Origin of the sequence: Zavarzinia sp. (assembly GCF_049306435.1) — a bacterium.
Taxonomy (GTDB): Bacteria; Pseudomonadota; Alphaproteobacteria; order Zavarziniales; family Zavarziniaceae; genus Zavarzinia.
In genome coordinates this window covers 1-14,090 of sequence record NZ_JBAQRT010000115.1, presented here as the reverse complement: position 1 = coordinate 14,090, position 14,090 = coordinate 1, and the positions used below count along the sequence as shown (strand labels likewise).

Sequence of the window (14,090 nt, the reverse complement as noted above, 5' to 3'; positions counted from 1 at the left end):
GCCCGCCTGATGAAGGAGATGGGACTTCGGGGCGCCATCCGCGGCAAGCCGGTGAAGACCACGGTGAGCAGCCGGGGCAATGGCTGCCCCCGGGATCTGGTGAACCGGCAGTTCGCGGCGCCGAGGCCGAATGCGCTACTATGCACAGCAAGACACGGCGCAGGCGGCGTGACTCAAATCAATCCGCCTCCGACAAACCCGGCGCGGTTCACGCCATCCTGTTGCCCTCTGCCAGGCCTTCACAGGGGAGCTTGTCCAGTCAGGTGACTAAGTCACGTTCCTTTCCCGCCCGGATCTGCTTCATTGTCGGCGCCTCTCATCCTTCCGACAGAAAATCATCCATGATCCCCGCGAACGGACCGGCCGGTGCCGGCGGCAAACTCCAGCATCTTCCCCTGCCTCTCTTTGCCGTGCCCATGGGCGTGGGCGGCCTTGGCCTGGCCTGGCGCGAAGCCGGGCGGAGCCTCGGCGCCCCCGTGGCGATCGGGGAGATCCTGCTGGGTCTCGCGCTGCTGCTGTGGCTTGTGATCGCCGGGCTTCACCTTGTCCGCGCCTTTCACCATCCCGGGTCGCTGCGGGCCGACCTGCGTCACCCGATCCGTTCGGCCTTCGCCGGGGCGATCGGCATCGGCCTGATGATCGTCGCCGGGGGCCTTGTTCCCCATGCCCCCGACCTCGCCACCGCCGTCTGGCTCATCGCCGTCGGCTTTCACCTGCTGGTCGGGATCTGGACCGTGCGCGGCCTGCTGATGGCGCCGCGCGAAGCCGCCACCCTGGTCCCGCCCCTGCTGATCCCGCTGGTCGGCAATATCGTCGCGCCGATATTCGGGGTCCGGCTGGGGTTCGAGACCCTGTCGTGGATGCTGTTCGGTCTCGGCGCCCTGCTGTGGGCGATGATCCAGCCCCTGATTCTCGGCCGTATCATTTCAGGGCCGCCCCTGCCCGAGCGGCTGCTGCCGACCCTCGGCATCCTGCTGGCGCCGCCCGCGGTCGGCACCGTCGCCCTGGCCGGGCTGACCGGGGGCTATGGCCCGGGTCCGCTCGCCATCTTCGGCCTCGCGGTCGTCGTCGCCACGATACTGCTGTCCATGACCGGGCATTTCGCGCGCTGCGCCTTCGCCATCTCCTGGTGGGGCTGGACATTCCCCGCCGCCGCCTTCTCGGTCGCCGTCAGCGGCGTCGTCGCGGCCCATCCGGGCCCGGCCCTCGCCCCGCTCGCCTGGTTGGTTCTCGCCATCGCCAGCGCGATCGCCACCTTCGTCTCGCTGCGCACCCTCCGGGCCGCCGCCGCGGGACACCTGCTGCAGCCCGAAGGGTGATCATGGCTTTCATTTCATATTTTAGAGAATTGATAAAAATGAGATATAATTATTTAATATCATATAGTTAGACATTGACGCGACATTCGGCGCAGCGCCGGCTCAGGTTTTCTCTTTCAACGTTTCACAAATTAGTATATTTAGAATTCGTCTAATCAATACACCTGGAGGACATGATGACCGAACCCGTCGCCACCCCCGCCGCCGGCCTGCCCCGGCTCAACGAACCCGCCCCCTACTTCAAGGCGCGGACCACGGCCGGCGAATTGTCGCTGACCGACTACAAGGGCAAATGGCTGGTGCTGTTCTCGCATCCCGCCGACTTCACCCCGGTCTGCACGACCGAATTCATGGCCTTCGCCCGGGCGGCCGATCGCTTCAAGGCGCTGGGCTGCGAACTGCTGGGCCTGTCGATCGACAGTCTCTTCGCCCATATCGCCTGGATGCGGACGATCGACGAGAAGTTCGGCGTGAAGATCCCCTTCCCGATCATCGAGGACCTGTCGATGGACGTGGCCCGTGCCTATGGCATGATCCACCCGGGCGCGGGCGACACTTCGGCGGTGCGCGCCACCTTCTTCATCGATCCCAAGGGCATCCTGCGGGCCATGGTCTATTATCCCATGTCCAACGGCCGCTCGGTCGAGGAGTTCCTGCGCCTGCTCGAAGCCTTGCAGACCTCGGACGCCAACGGCGTCGCCACCCCGGAAGCCTGGAAGAAGGGCGAGCCGGTCATCGTCCCGCCGCCGAAGACCGCGGCCGACGCCGAGGCCCGCGCCGGCCTCGGCTATGATTACACCGACTGGTTCTTCTCGAAGAAGACGCTCTGACACCCGGAAGATGCCCCGGCCCTGGGGCCGGGGCATTGCTCGCGACCCCGAAGGGTCAGGCGGCCCGGGCCACCCGCCGGATGCCGCCGGTCGCGGGATCGGTCGCGATATAGGGCAGGCCCGCCGTCTTCCAGGCCGCGAAACCACCGTCGAGATGGGCGAGCGGCGTCATCCCGGCCGCGGCGCAGGCTTCGAGCACCTTGCGCGAGCGCATGCCCGAGCCGCAGTGGAAGACGATCCGCTTGCCGTCCTGGGTCGGCAGATTGGCCGGGCTGAAGGTCGCGAGCGGCGCCAGCAACACCCCCTCGATATGCTCGAAGGCGAATTCCTGGGGCGTGCGCACGTCGATCAGCACGATCTCGTTGCGCTCGAAGGCATTGAACACGTCCTCGGGGGACCAGCATTCGGCGCGGGCGCCGTTCACGTCCTCGACATGCATCGTCGTTCGCTCCTGTTCAGGGGGCCGGCCGCAGGTAGACCTTGGCCGGATTGAGATCATAGCTCCACGGCAGGCCGCTGTTCTTCCAGCCGTTCACCGTGCGCCAGGGACCCGTGGGGTTGCTCTTGTCGCTGTCGCCCTCGAAGCCGTCGACGACGACATAGACCTTCTCGAGACCCGTGCCCTCGAGCGCCCGGGCGGAAGGCGCGCCCCGCTCCCCGCCCGAGCGGCACATCAGCAGCACCGGCGTCGACATGTCGAGGCCGCGTGCCTCCAGCGCCTTCAGCACGCCGTCGCGGAAGGCCGGATTGGGCTCCATGGCGAGAACCGGCTTCGACGGGTTGAATTTCGTCGGATCGACCAGGAGGAAGGGCACATTCACGTCGACGACATCGGTGAAGCCGGCGAACATCATCTCCACCGGCTCGCGCACGTCGATGAAGAGAACCTTCGCCCCTTCGGCCTGCTTCATGTCGAAGGCTTCTTTCGCCGTGAGGTAAAGGTGCCAGGCGGTCTGTTTCTTCGGGTCCGCCGGCTCGGGCGCGGCGAGCGCGGTCGAGGCCAGCAGCGAGAAGCCGGCGGCGAGCGCGGCGAGCGTCTTTCTCATGGCGGCGCCTCAGAACGACAGGACGCGATCGGCCGCCATCAGCTCGGCGGCCATGGCGTCGGGCTTGGCGACGCCGACGCCCTCGATCAGGGCCTCCGCCGGCAGATCCTTGTTCGGCAGATAAATCGCGCAGACATCGATCTTCACCCCGGCCTGCATCGCCTTGGCCATCAGATCGCGCGGGCTGGCGCCCGTGGGCTTCTGGGGCGCCGTCGCCGAGGCCGGGGCCTCGTCGAGCGCGAGATCGCCGCCCGGACCGCACAGCAGGATATGAGCGGAAGCCCCCTGCTTCGCCGCCTGCAGGGTCAGCACGAGGCTCATCATCTGCACCTGCGCCTCGGAGGCGGTGATCACGGTGACCAGCGACGGCCCGGCGGCCATCGCCGGAGAGACGCCAAGTCCGAGGGTGGCCAGCACGGGCAGTATCTTGAAGACATTCATCGCGGGTTTCCCTTGTCATCGCGTGGGATCGGTACCCGGCCTGACTAGCACGCCGCCGGCCACCGCCCCGGTGACTTGGTCACAAAGCTCAGCCCGCTGCGGCAAGATGCTCCAGGGCGGGGCGATCGCGCAGCTCGACCGCGCCGCGCGACAGGCCGACCCAACCCTTCTGCTGAAAAGCCTGGAGCTGCCGCGTCACGACCTCGCGCGCGGTGCGCAGGTCCGTCGCCAGTTCCTGGTGGGTGACGCTGACCCGGCCCTCGGCCGCCGGCAGGGCCAGCAGACGGCGCGCCAGCCGGCCGTCGATGCGTTTGAAGGCGATCTCGTCGATCACGAAGAACAATTCGTTGAAGCGCCGGGAATAGGCGGTGAAGACGAATTGCCGGAAGGCGGGCGAGACCGCGATCATCTCCTCGAACACCGCGCGGGGGATGGCGACGGCCGAAACCTCGGTCTCGGCCACGCCTTCGGCGCCGAAGCCCTGATAGGCCAGCATGCAGGCGGTGGTCAGCACGCAGCTCTCACCGGCAAGGACGCGATAAAGCATGATTTCCCGCCCGCCTTCCGACAATTGCTGCACCCGGATCGTCCCCTCCAGCAGGAGAAGGAGATTGTCCGGCCCATTCCGAGGCCCGAAGACCGTGACGCCAGCCTGAAACTGCACCATGCGGGCGCGTTCCGTCAAAAGCCTGACCGTTCCGGGTTCCAGCGCCGCAAGTTCGGGGAAGTGCTTCTGCCAATCCATGTCGCTCCACCTCGCGCCTGGAGTCGGCCCGATCCTCGCCGGACCCACATTGAGGTCGATCAAGGACAGGCTATCAATTTATATTTATATGAAAGGATAACGGTTCCAAACTACGCATCCCGATGCGGAAGGAACGGCCTGCGGACGGGAGTGAAGCCATGTCTCATGTTGTGATCCTGGGCGCAGGGCTCGGCGGTGTGATCATGGCCTATGAAATGCGCGACCGGCTGGGGCCGGACGACCGCCTGACCGTCGTCAACAAGGGGGCGCGCTACTGTTTCGTGCCCTCCAACCCTTGGGTCGCGGTCGGCTGGCGCGAGGCGAAAGACATCTGTGTCGACCTCGCCGGTGTTTTCGAAACCCGCGGTATCGAACTTCGGCCCGAAGGCGCGAGACGCGTCCATCCCGAACGCAATGCCGTCGAGTTGAACGATGGCGAGTTCCTGCCTTACGATTATCTCGTGATCGCGACTGGCCCCGAGCTTGCCTTCGATGAGGTTCCCGGTCTTGGCCCTGCCGGCCATACACAGTCGATCTGCGAGATCGACCATGCCCTAGCCGCAGGCCGTGCGGTCAAGGCGCTGATGGCCAGCCCCGGGCCGGTGGTCGTCGGGGCGGCAGCCGGCGCTTCCTGTTACGGTCCCGCCTATGAATTCGCTTTCGTGCTCGACGCGGCGCTGCGCAAGGCGAAGCTGCGCGACCGGGTACCGATGACCTTCGTCACGCCCGAGCCTTACATCGGCCACCTCGGCCTTGATGGCGTCGGCGACACCAGGGGCATGCTGGAAAGCGCCTTGCGCAACCGGCACATCAAATGGCTGACCAACAGCGTGATCACCGGGGTCGAGGCCGGCCGCATGGCGGTGCAGGAATTCACGGAGGACGGTACGCCGAAAGCGACACACGACCTCGTCTTCGCCCTATCCATGATCCTGCCGGCCTTTCGCGGCGTCGCGGCCGTTCGCGGCATTGAAGGACTGGTCAATCCCCGGGGCTTCGTTCTAGTCGACAGCCACCAGCGCAACGCGGCCTTTCCCAATGTCTTTGCCATCGGCGTCTGCGTCGCCATCCCGCCCGTAGGCCAGACGGCAATCGCCGTTGGCGTGCCGAAAACAGGCTTCATGATCGAATCCATGGCGCGGGCTGCTGCGGCAAACATCGAGGCCCTGCTCGCCGGCAAGGCGCCGCGGGCGGAGCCGACGCTGAATGCGGTCTGTCTCGCCGATTTCGGCGACGATGGCATCGCCTTCGTCGCCGAGCCGCAAATCCCGCCCCGCAATGTCAACTGGGCCGCCCGCGGTGCCTGGGTTCATGCCGCCAAGGTCGGCTTCGAGAGTTATTTCCTGCACAAGGTCCGTGCCGGCGAGGCCGAGACTTTCTACGAAAAATTGATGCTCGACCTCGTCGGCATCCACAAATTGAAGGAGTCGGGAACGACCCCGGCCGACTGACCCGGAAAGGAGACCCGCCATGCCGATAGTGATGATGCTGATCGATTGGTTCATGATGGCGCTCGCCGAGATGATGGCCTCGCCCCTCTGGTACTGGATGACCGGCCGACTGACGGGCGGATTGTGAGCCTTGCCATGATCAGGTCCCTTGCCTTCGCCGGGCTCTGCGCCACCCTCCTGCTCGGGGCGGTGCCGGCCGTGCGGGCATCGGACTATGCCGTCACCCTGCGAGCCATGACCGACACCAAGGCGGTCTACGGCACGGTCGAGAGCCGGGCGGTGGTGCCGGCGCGGGCCCGTATCGGCGGTACGATCCACGGTATTTCCGTGGTCGAGGGCAGCGCGGTCGACAAGGATACGGCCATTGCCCTCGTCGTCGACGACAAGCTGGCACTTCAGATGGCTGCCGCCGACGCCAATACTGCGGCGCTGCGTAACCAGTTGGCCAATGCCGGGCTCGAACTCGATCGCGCCCGGCAACTGCGCGCCAGCGGCATCGTGCCACAAAGCCGGGTCGACCAGGCGAAGATGCAGTTTGATGTGATCGGCAATCAGATCGCCGCCGCGGAAGCAGCCAAATCGGTGATCGATCAGCAGGCGAAGGAGGGGGCCGTCCTCGCCCCCGCTGCCGGCCGGGTGTTGACCGTACCCGTTACACCTGGCTCCGTGATCCTGCCCGGAGAGACCATCGCCCGCATCGCCACCGGCCCGTATTACCTGCGGCTTTCCCTGCCCGAGCGTCATGCCGGACGCCTGGTCGAAGGCATGAGCGTCGATGTCGCCGGGCGGCCGTCTGGCGCCGCCGGCAGCGTGCCGATCCGCAGCGGCCGCATCGTCCGGGTCTATCCCGAGATCTCCGAAGGCCGGGTCAGCGCCGACGTGGAAGTGGACGGGCTGGGCGATTACTTCGTGAACGAGCGCCTGCTGGTGACGATTCCCGTTGGCGAGCGCCGGGGCATCGCCATTCCCGCCGCCGCGGTCGAAAGCCGCCACGGCATGGACTACGTCACCCTGGCCACGGCGGAGGGCCCGATCGAAGTCGCGGTGGTGCTGGGCGCGGACTTCACCGACGCCAATATTCCAATGGTCGAGATCCTGTCCGGCCTGCGCGACGGCGACCGGGTGCAATGGCCATGAAACCCGGCATCGCCGGAAGCCTGACCCGGACCTTCTGCACATCGCCGCTGACCCCGCTGTTCCTGCTGGCGGCGCTGGTCGTCGGCCTGCTCGCCCTCTCCATCCTGCCACGGGAGGAGGAGCCGCAGATTTCCGTCCCCATGGTTGACGTCCGCGTGATTGCCGACGGACTGAAGGCGGAAGACGCGGTCAAACTCGTGACCGAGCCACTGGAGGCCATCGTCAAGAGCATCGACGGGGTCGAACACGTCTATTCCCAGACCATGGATGACGGTGTTCTGGTCACCGCACGCTTCCTGGTCGGCACCAGTTCGGATGCCGCGATCCTGCGCGTGCACGAGAAGATCCGCGCCAACATGGACCGTATACCGACGGGTATACCGGAGCCGCTGATCGTCGGCCGCGATATCGACGACGTTGCCATCATGACCGTCACGCTGGCACCGAAGCCGACTGACGGCGGGTATTGGACGGCCGCCGACCTGACCCGTCTCGCCCGCGAAATCCAGGCGGAGATCGCCAAGCTGCCCGATGTCGGCCTGACCTATATCGTGGGCGAGCAGGTCGAGGAGATCCAGGTCCAGCCCGATCCCGGAAAGCTCTCGCTCTACGGCATCACCTTGCAGCAACTCGCGGCCAAGGTCGCGGGCGCCGACCGCTCGTTCCAGCTCGGCTTCGTGCGAGAATTCGGCGGTCAGCACAGCGTGGTCGCCGGGCAGACCCTGCAGGACCCGGGCGAGATCGAAAACCTGCTGCTGACGGCGCGTGACGGCCGCCCGGTCTATGTCCGCGACGTCGCGGACACGGTGCTGGCAACCGACACCCGAGAGACCCGAGTGTCAAACATCACTCGCGCGGCGGACGGGCTCGCCACGACGCCGGCCGTCACGCTCGCCATCGCCAAGCGACCGGGAACCAATGCGGTCACCATCGCCGGACGCATCAAGGCCCGGCTGGACCAGCTGAAGGGGGGCGTGGTCCCCGCCAGTATCGAGGCCAGCATCACCCGCGACTACGGCGAGACTGCGGGCGAGAAAGCGGACGAGTTGCTGTTCCACCTTGGGCTCGCCACCCTGTCGATCGTGCTGCTCGTCGCCGTCGCGATCGGCCGGCGTGAGGCGGTGGTGGTGGCCATCGTCATCCCGACGACGATCCTGCTGACCCTCTTCGCCGCCTGGTTGATGGGCTACACGTTGAACCGGGTCAGTCTGTTCGCTCTCATCTTCGCCATCGGCATCCTTGTCGACGACGCCATCGTGGTCATCGAGAACATCGCTCGTCACTGGGCCATGGCCGATGGTCGCAGCAAGCGCGCAGCGGCCATAGATGCGGTCGCCGAGGTCGGGAATCCGACCGTTGTCGCCACCTTGACCGTGGTCGCCGCGCTCCTGCCCATGCTCTTCGTCTCGGGCATGATGGGCCCCTACATGAGCCCCATTCCCGCCAATGCCTCGGCGGCCATGGTGCTGTCCTTCTTCGTCGCCGTCACGGTGACGCCCTGGCTGATGCTGGAACTATCGCCCGATCACGGCGAGGCGGGGTCCCACGATCAGAACGCCGACGGCGGGCGTCTCGGCCGGCTCTATGCCCGCCTCGCTCGGCCCATTCTGCGCAGCCGCCGACGCGCGGGCCTGTTCCTGGCGGCTGTCGCCATCGTCAGCATGGCCTCCCTCGGCCTTTTCTATACCCGCGACGTCACGGTGAAGCTCCTGCCCTTCGACAACAAGGCGGAACTCGATCTCGTCGTCGACCTGCCCGAAGGTGCTTCGGTCGAGGACACGGACCGCCTGCTGCAGGTATTGGCGCGAACCATGGCCCCGGTGCCAGAGATCACCTCGCTCCAGACCTATGCCGGTACGGCGTCGCCCTTCAGCTTCAACGGTCTCGTCCGGCACTATTATCTGCGGGCCGATCCCTGGGGCGGCGATATCCAGATCAACCTGCTGCCCAAAGGCGACCGCGACCGCAGCAGCCACGAGATCGCTCTCGACATCAGGACGCGGTTGAAGGCGATGAGCCTGCCCGCCGGTATCGCCCTGAAGCTGGTGGAGCCGCCACCCGGCCCGCCCGTGCTCGCCACCCTTCTCGCTGAAATCTACGGCCCGGATGCAGCGACACGGCGAGCCGTCGCGACCAAAGTACGCGAGACCTTCGAGAGCATTCCCTTCATCGTCGATGTCGACGATTCCTTCGGCGTTCCCGCCATTCGCGAGCGTCTCGTCATCGACCAGGACGATCTCGAGTACTGGCGGGTCGAACAGGGCGACGTCTACGACACGATGGCCCTGCTGCTGAGGGGCGAATCCGTCGGCTATTCCCATCGCGGCGGCGGCCGGACCCCGATCGCCATCGCCATCGCCCTGCCGAAGGGTGCGCTGGTGATCAATCCGCACCTGCTGTCGACCCCGGTGCCGGCCAACGCCCTGCCGGGCGAACGGGGTATCGCCGAACTCGGCGATGTCATCTCCGTCAGGCGCGAAACCGCTTCCTACCCGATCTTTCGCCACAACGGCCGCGCGGCTGAAATGGTCACGGCCGACCTGAGCGGCGCCTTCGAGGCGCCGATTTACGGCATGATGGCGGTCGAAGAGGCGATCGCCGCCGCCGACTGGGGCAGGGTCCCGAAGCCGGAGATCCGCCTCCATGGCCAGCCGGACGACGAAAGCCGCCCTGTCCTGCTGTGGGATGGCGAATGGGAAGTGACCTGGGTGACCTTCCGCGACATGGGTGCCGCCTTCGCCATTGCCATCCTCGGCATCTATATTCTCGTGGTCGCCCAGTTCGGCTCGTTCAAGCTGCCGCTCGTTGTACTGACGCCGATTCCACTCACCCTGCTCGGCATCATGACCGGGCATTGGCTGTTCGACGCGCCTTTCTCGGCACCATCGATGATCGGCTTCATTGCCCTTGCCGGCATCATCGTGCGCAATTCGATCCTGCTGGTCGATTTCATCCGCCACGCAAGGACGCCGGGACGGCCCCTGCTCGATATCGTGCTGGAGGCCGGGGCAGTACGCTTCAAGCCGATCCTGCTGACCGCGCTCGCCGCCATGATCGGTGCCATGGTGATCCTGGCCGATCCGATCTTTCAGGGCCTCGCCCTGTCGCTGCTATTCGGTCTCGCCTCGTCGACCCTGCTGACTGTGCTGGTCATTCCGGCGATCTACATCCTGCTGCGGGGCAGCAAGGCGACCGCAGGTAACCCGCTGCCCTGACACGGCTCGATGAGTCCCCCCAAATGGACCGCGCGGTCTTGCCGATCGGCTCGGCGACCACGCGGCCTGGTGAAACCTGGCGACGAAGTTGCCGCCGCACCTCGTCGGCAAGGCCGTTCAAAATCTCGGGCGCCGGCGTCCGCCGACCAGACTGCCCCCACCGCCACCGTCGGCCCCGCTGAAGCCGTTAGGATCAGGCCTTCGGCGCCGGGATCCTCTGGAATATGATGCCGACATCGTGGCGACGGATCGCGGCGGAGGCAAGCCGACCGCAAGCGAATTCATCGCCTTTCCGAAGGGCCCCGAGGGCTTGAATATCTTCAACAAATGGGGATGGGTCACGGCCGCCCCCTGAACCGGTATTGGCGCCGCGCCGCCAGAGCGGGGGCGGGGGCGGGGGCGGCGCCCCTAATGCGCCCGGCCGAGAAGGGCGTGATCGATGATATCGGCCGCGGTGGCACGGCCGATGGCGGCAACCGATGGATTGGCCGTCACCATGGCGGTGACGATCGCCCCGTCGATAACAAGACTGAGCTTCTCGGTCGCGAGGTCCGCGTCCTCCACCCCCGCCTCGACGACCAGGCTGAGCAGGCGCTCGTTGATCCTGCGACGGTGATCGAGGGCGATTCCCCGCACCCAGCCGCCCTCCTTCTCGTGTTCGGCGACCGCGTTGATGAAGACGCAACCGAAGAAACTGCCGCTTTCGAACCAGTGCTGCAGCAGGTCGAACAGATAAAGGATGCGCCCGCGGGCATCGGCGCCGGTCCCCGGCAGGTCCTGATCGAACCAGCGGAACCACATGTCCGCCTCGGCCCGGAACACAGCCCGCAGCAGGTTCTCCTTCGAGCCGTATTTGTCGTAGAGCGTTTTCCGCGCCACGCCCGCCTCGCGGATGATGCGGGCGACGCCGGTCGCGTGAATGCCCTCGCTGCAGAAAAGCCGCTGGGCGGTCTGCAGCAATTTGGTCTCGGGCGCGGACGTCATGCCTCTTCTGTCCTCGGACTGATCTGTGCGGGGGAACGACCGGCGTGGCAATCCCCACGGACGAACCTACCGTCGCCGGCAGCGCCACGCAACCACTCTCCCGCCCGCCGCAACCCGTCCCGTCTCGCGGGATGGTGAAAAAAGCGGCGCAGCGACGATCAAAATCTATGCAGCCGCCCCCGTGATCCGTGTGATCGGGCAGGTTAAATGCCGCAAGCCTCCGCCTTTGCAGTCTGGCATGATTCTTGAAAACAATATTTTTGTAGACCGATCGGTCTCCTTGACCGGACAGCCCGGCGGATGGAGCCGGTCGCTGCCCGGGTCGGTGCCAGGGCAGGCATCGCCCGACACCAGTCAGGCTTAGTGACGGAAGGGAACAGAGGCATGAGCGATATTCGTCCCCCGCGGGAGGGCATCATCCACAGCCCGGTCTGCACCGAGGTCGGCCGCGGCGAAGGTCTGTCGCGCCGCGGCTTCTTCACCGCCTGCGGCTGCGCGCGTCTGTCGGTCAGCGCGGCGGGCTCGGCCCTGCTCGCCAGGGCCACGAGGGCCGAGGCGGCGGCGGGCGGCAAGCTGCTGAAGATCGGCCATCTGCCGGCGGGCTGCGTCTCGCATCTGCTGCTCGCCAAGGCGCGCGGCCTGTTCGAGAAAGCCGGCCTCAACGTGGAACTCACCCAGTTCAACGGCCCGGCAGATAATATTCAGGCGCTGATCGCCGGCGGCATCACCGCCATGCACAATCCCTGGACCACCACCATGGCGGCCTATGCCGAGGGCACCAAGGATCTGCGCATCGTCGGCGGCTCGGGCCTCGCCGGGATCGAACTGGTGGCGCGCAAGGGCTCGGTTCGTAACGTGAAGGAATTCATCGAGGCGGCGGGCAAGGGTCTGCGCGTCGGCACCCTGCGGCTCGACACGCTGGAACTGGTCGGTTACGGCACCATGTCGCAATACGGCAAGTCGTACAAAGACTACGAGATGACCTTCTTCCCCTCGATGGTCGGCATGGGCGAGGCACTGTCGAACGGCGCGGTCGATGTCTGCACCCTGGCCCAGCCCTATGCCGAAAGCGTGGTGCGTCAGGCCGACGGCGTCTATCTCGCCAATTCCAACGACGTCTGGGGACCGGAAGCGCCGGACTGCGTGATCACCACCCTGACGAAAACGATCGAGACCGACCATGCCCTGCTCACCGCCTACATGGCCGTGCTGCAGGACGCGGCCAGGGCGTTCTACGACGATTTCGAATCCGCCCTCGACACGCTGCAGCCGATCTATGGCGCCCCGCGCGAGATCCTGGCGATCGCGCTCAAGCGCCAGTCGCCCGATCCGATCATCAACGCGGCCGGCGCCTCGGGCATCCGGGGTGGGGTCAAGTATCTGATCGAGCTCGGCTATTTCAAGGACAACATCGCCGATCAGGTGCTGGACCTGAAGTATCAACCCGGCGCGGCCTGAGCCATCGGAACATGGGGTGGGAACACCCCATGTTCCCCGCCCCGCCTGGAATATCGCTGACTGGAGTTGAGAGAGAATGACCGAAATCCCGGTTCGGACCTATGATGCCGTGATCGTCGGCGCGCGCGCCGCCGGCAGTGCCCTTGCCATCCATCTCGCCCGCGCCGGGCTGAGGGTCGTCGCGCTCGACCGCGCCAGCTTTCCGTCGGACATTCTCTCGACCCACGTCATCTATCCGAACACGATCGCCCGGCTCGACCATATGGGCGTGCTCGACGCCGTGATGGCGCACGAACCGCCGCCGCTCTATACCTCGTGGCACCACGAAGGTCGCATGTTCGTCGCCCCCCACACGCCCATCGAGGGCCGCGACTGGGCGATCTGCGTCCGGCGCATCACCCTCGACGGCATCCTGGTCGAAGGCGCGCGCAAGGCGGGCGCCGAAGTGGTCGAAGGCGTGACCGTGACCGGCCTCGTCGGCGCGGGGACCGATGACGATCCCGTGCGCGGCGTCACCGCGCTCGGCGAGAATGGCCCGGTTACCTTCGCCGCCCCCATCGTCATCGGGGCGGACGGCGTGAACTCGACCGTCGCCCGCCTCGTCGGCGCCGCCCGCAAAAGGGTCATGCCGACCGAGACCATGCTCTATTTCGCCTATTGGACCGGGGTCAAGACCCGCAACACCCAGGATTTCTTCTTCGAGCCGCCCTGGGTCTGCGCCCATTTCCCGGCGGACGACGGTCATCACGTCATCACCATGAACGGGCCGCTGACCGCGCGGGCAGAGATCAAGGATTGGGAAGCCTATTACCTGAACCGCATCCGTTCCATTCCCGCGCTCTGGGCACGGCTGGAGGGCGCGACCAAGGTCAGCAAGGTGATGGGCTCGCCCCGGCTGGAAGGCTATTACCGCGACCAGACCGGGCCGGGCTGGGCGCTGGTCGGCGATGCCGCCCATTTCAAGCACCCGGCCGGCGCGCAGGGTATCGGCGACGCCTTCCACGCTGCCGAAGTGCTGGCCGGCATGATCGTGGATGGCAGCTGGCGCGCGGCCTATCCGGCCTGGCGCGAAGCGGATTCCCGGGAGTTCTATGCCTTTTGCAAACATCTGGCCGAGCCGCCGGGTGACGACAGCATGCGCCAGGTCATGGACACCTATATCCGCGATCCGAGGCTGGCCCGCGCCATCGTCGATGTCTGGGCCCGCACGGTGAAGCCCTGGACCGACGTGATTCCGCATGTGCCCGGCATGGCCGCGGTGACCGGTGCTTCGGTCGACGAGGTATTGGCGCCTTACGAAGGTGAGCGCCCGCCGCTGGCGGCCAGCGCGTGACCATGTCGGCGAACGAGATTGCCGTGGCGCGGATCGCGGCCACGGCACCGCGACTGACCGGCAGCGTTCTGGCCCGAGAAGCCCTCGGTCTTGCCGACGGCGAACTGGGTCACGCCGGCCCGCCCTTCGAG

At 66.3% G+C, this 14,090-nt stretch carries 12 protein-coding genes and 1 pseudogene; 8 read left to right on the top strand and 5 right to left on the bottom strand.

Going from position 1 to position 14,090, the window contains the following annotated elements:
- From WAZ62_RS06255 to WAZ62_RS06245, 3 genes and pseudogenes are all read left to right on the top strand, one after another.
- Positions 1–138: pseudogene (locus WAZ62_RS06255) on the top strand (IS3 family transposase); the annotation flags it as partial.
- Positions 139–341: 203 nt separating this feature from the next.
- Entirely contained in the window at positions 342–1,319 is a 978-nt protein-coding gene (locus WAZ62_RS06250; protein ID WP_422642653.1) for an SLAC1 anion channel family protein, read from the top strand.
- Between the two features lie 173 nt (positions 1,320–1,492).
- Positions 1,493–2,149 carry a peroxiredoxin gene (locus tag WAZ62_RS06245; protein WP_422642652.1) on the top strand — a complete coding sequence of 219 codons (657 nt, stop codon included), beginning with the start codon at positions 1,493–1,495 and terminating at the stop codon, positions 2,147–2,149.
- Positions 2,150–2,204: 55 nt separating this feature from the next.
- On the opposite strand, the gene WAZ62_RS06240 is transcribed toward WAZ62_RS06245, so the two are convergent.
- The 4 genes from WAZ62_RS06240 to WAZ62_RS06225 all read right to left on the bottom strand — a co-directional run bounded on the left by WAZ62_RS06240 (position 2,205) and on the right by WAZ62_RS06225 (position 4,381).
- Positions 2,205–2,588, bottom strand: a complete 384-nt coding sequence (locus WAZ62_RS06240; protein ID WP_422642651.1) for a rhodanese-like domain-containing protein — start codon at positions 2,586–2,588, stop codon at positions 2,205–2,207.
- A 16-nt stretch (positions 2,589–2,604) separates the two neighbouring features.
- Positions 2,605–3,195, bottom strand: coding sequence for a sulfurtransferase (locus WAZ62_RS06235; RefSeq protein WP_422642650.1), 591 nt, complete (start codon positions 3,193–3,195; stop codon positions 2,605–2,607).
- A gap of 9 nt (positions 3,196–3,204) precedes the next feature.
- Complete coding sequence (locus WAZ62_RS06230; RefSeq protein ID WP_422642649.1) at positions 3,205–3,636, bottom strand: hypothetical protein; 432 nt, start codon at positions 3,634–3,636, stop codon at positions 3,205–3,207.
- Between the two features lie 88 nt (positions 3,637–3,724).
- Entirely contained in the window at positions 3,725–4,381 is a 657-nt protein-coding gene (locus WAZ62_RS06225; RefSeq protein ID WP_422642648.1) for a Crp/Fnr family transcriptional regulator, read from the bottom strand.
- Positions 4,382–4,539: 158 nt separating this feature from the next.
- Here WAZ62_RS06225 and WAZ62_RS06220 point away from each other — a divergent pair, with 158 nt between their 5' ends.
- The 3 genes from WAZ62_RS06220 to WAZ62_RS06210 all read left to right on the top strand — a co-directional run bounded on the left by WAZ62_RS06220 (position 4,540) and on the right by WAZ62_RS06210 (position 10,184).
- Complete coding sequence (locus WAZ62_RS06220; RefSeq protein ID WP_422642647.1) at positions 4,540–5,832, top strand: NAD(P)/FAD-dependent oxidoreductase; 1,293 nt, start codon at positions 4,540–4,542, stop codon at positions 5,830–5,832.
- A 135-nt stretch (positions 5,833–5,967) separates the two neighbouring features.
- Positions 5,968–6,969 carry an efflux RND transporter periplasmic adaptor subunit gene (locus WAZ62_RS06215; RefSeq protein WP_422642646.1) on the top strand — a complete coding sequence of 334 codons (1,002 nt, stop codon included), beginning with the start codon at positions 5,968–5,970 and terminating at the stop codon, positions 6,967–6,969.
- Positions 6,960–10,184 (top strand): efflux RND transporter permease subunit, encoded by a 3,225-nt coding sequence (locus tag WAZ62_RS06210; protein ID WP_422642645.1) that lies wholly within the window; start codon positions 6,960–6,962, stop codon positions 10,182–10,184. The genes WAZ62_RS06215 and WAZ62_RS06210 overlap by 10 nt, the downstream gene beginning before the upstream one ends.
- A gap of 408 nt (positions 10,185–10,592) precedes the next feature.
- Here the strand turns inward: WAZ62_RS06210 and WAZ62_RS06205 are convergent, their stop codons facing one another.
- Positions 10,593–11,168 (bottom strand): TetR/AcrR family transcriptional regulator, encoded by a 576-nt coding sequence (locus WAZ62_RS06205; RefSeq protein WP_422642644.1) that lies wholly within the window; start codon positions 11,166–11,168, stop codon positions 10,593–10,595.
- Positions 11,169–11,552: 384 nt separating this feature from the next.
- Between WAZ62_RS06205 and WAZ62_RS06200 the strand changes: the two genes are divergently transcribed.
- Positions 11,553–12,626: an ABC transporter substrate-binding protein gene (locus WAZ62_RS06200; RefSeq protein ID WP_422642643.1), complete on the top strand. Its 1,074-nt coding sequence runs from the start codon at positions 11,553–11,555 to the stop codon at positions 12,624–12,626.
- A gap of 76 nt (positions 12,627–12,702) precedes the next feature.
- Positions 12,703–13,959 (top strand): NAD(P)/FAD-dependent oxidoreductase, encoded by a 1,257-nt coding sequence (locus WAZ62_RS06195; RefSeq protein WP_422642642.1) that lies wholly within the window; start codon positions 12,703–12,705, stop codon positions 13,957–13,959.
- The last annotated feature ends 131 nt before the right edge of the window (positions 13,960–14,090 follow it).

Bases quoted from the DNA above. Each gene is read 5' to 3' on its own strand.
- WAZ62_RS06235 (WP_422642650.1), bottom strand. From the start codon at position 3,195: ATGAGAAAGACGCTCGCCGCGCTCGCCGCCGGCTTCTCGCTGCTGGCC.
- WAZ62_RS06225 (WP_422642648.1), bottom strand. From the start codon at position 4,381: ATGGATTGGCAGAAGCACTTCCCCGAACTTGCGGCGCTGGAACCCGGA.
- WAZ62_RS06240 (WP_422642651.1), bottom strand. From the start codon at position 2,588: ATGCATGTCGAGGACGTGAACGGCGCCCGCGCCGAATGCTGGTCCCCC.
- WAZ62_RS06230 (WP_422642649.1), bottom strand. From the start codon at position 3,636: ATGAATGTCTTCAAGATACTGCCCGTGCTGGCCACCCTCGGACTTGGC.
- WAZ62_RS06220 (WP_422642647.1), top strand. From the start codon at position 4,540: ATGTCTCATGTTGTGATCCTGGGCGCAGGGCTCGGCGGTGTGATCATG.
- WAZ62_RS06210 (WP_422642645.1), top strand. From the start codon at position 6,960: ATGGCCATGAAACCCGGCATCGCCGGAAGCCTGACCCGGACCTTCTGC.
- WAZ62_RS06250 (WP_422642653.1), top strand. From the start codon at position 342: ATGATCCCCGCGAACGGACCGGCCGGTGCCGGCGGCAAACTCCAGCAT.
- WAZ62_RS06215 (WP_422642646.1), top strand. From the start codon at position 5,968: ATGATCAGGTCCCTTGCCTTCGCCGGGCTCTGCGCCACCCTCCTGCTC.
- WAZ62_RS06200 (WP_422642643.1), top strand. From the start codon at position 11,553: ATGAGCGATATTCGTCCCCCGCGGGAGGGCATCATCCACAGCCCGGTC.
- WAZ62_RS06195 (WP_422642642.1), top strand. From the start codon at position 12,703: ATGACCGAAATCCCGGTTCGGACCTATGATGCCGTGATCGTCGGCGCG.
- WAZ62_RS06245 (WP_422642652.1), top strand. From the start codon at position 1,493: ATGATGACCGAACCCGTCGCCACCCCCGCCGCCGGCCTGCCCCGGCTC.
- WAZ62_RS06205 (WP_422642644.1), bottom strand. From the start codon at position 11,168: ATGACGTCCGCGCCCGAGACCAAATTGCTGCAGACCGCCCAGCGGCTT.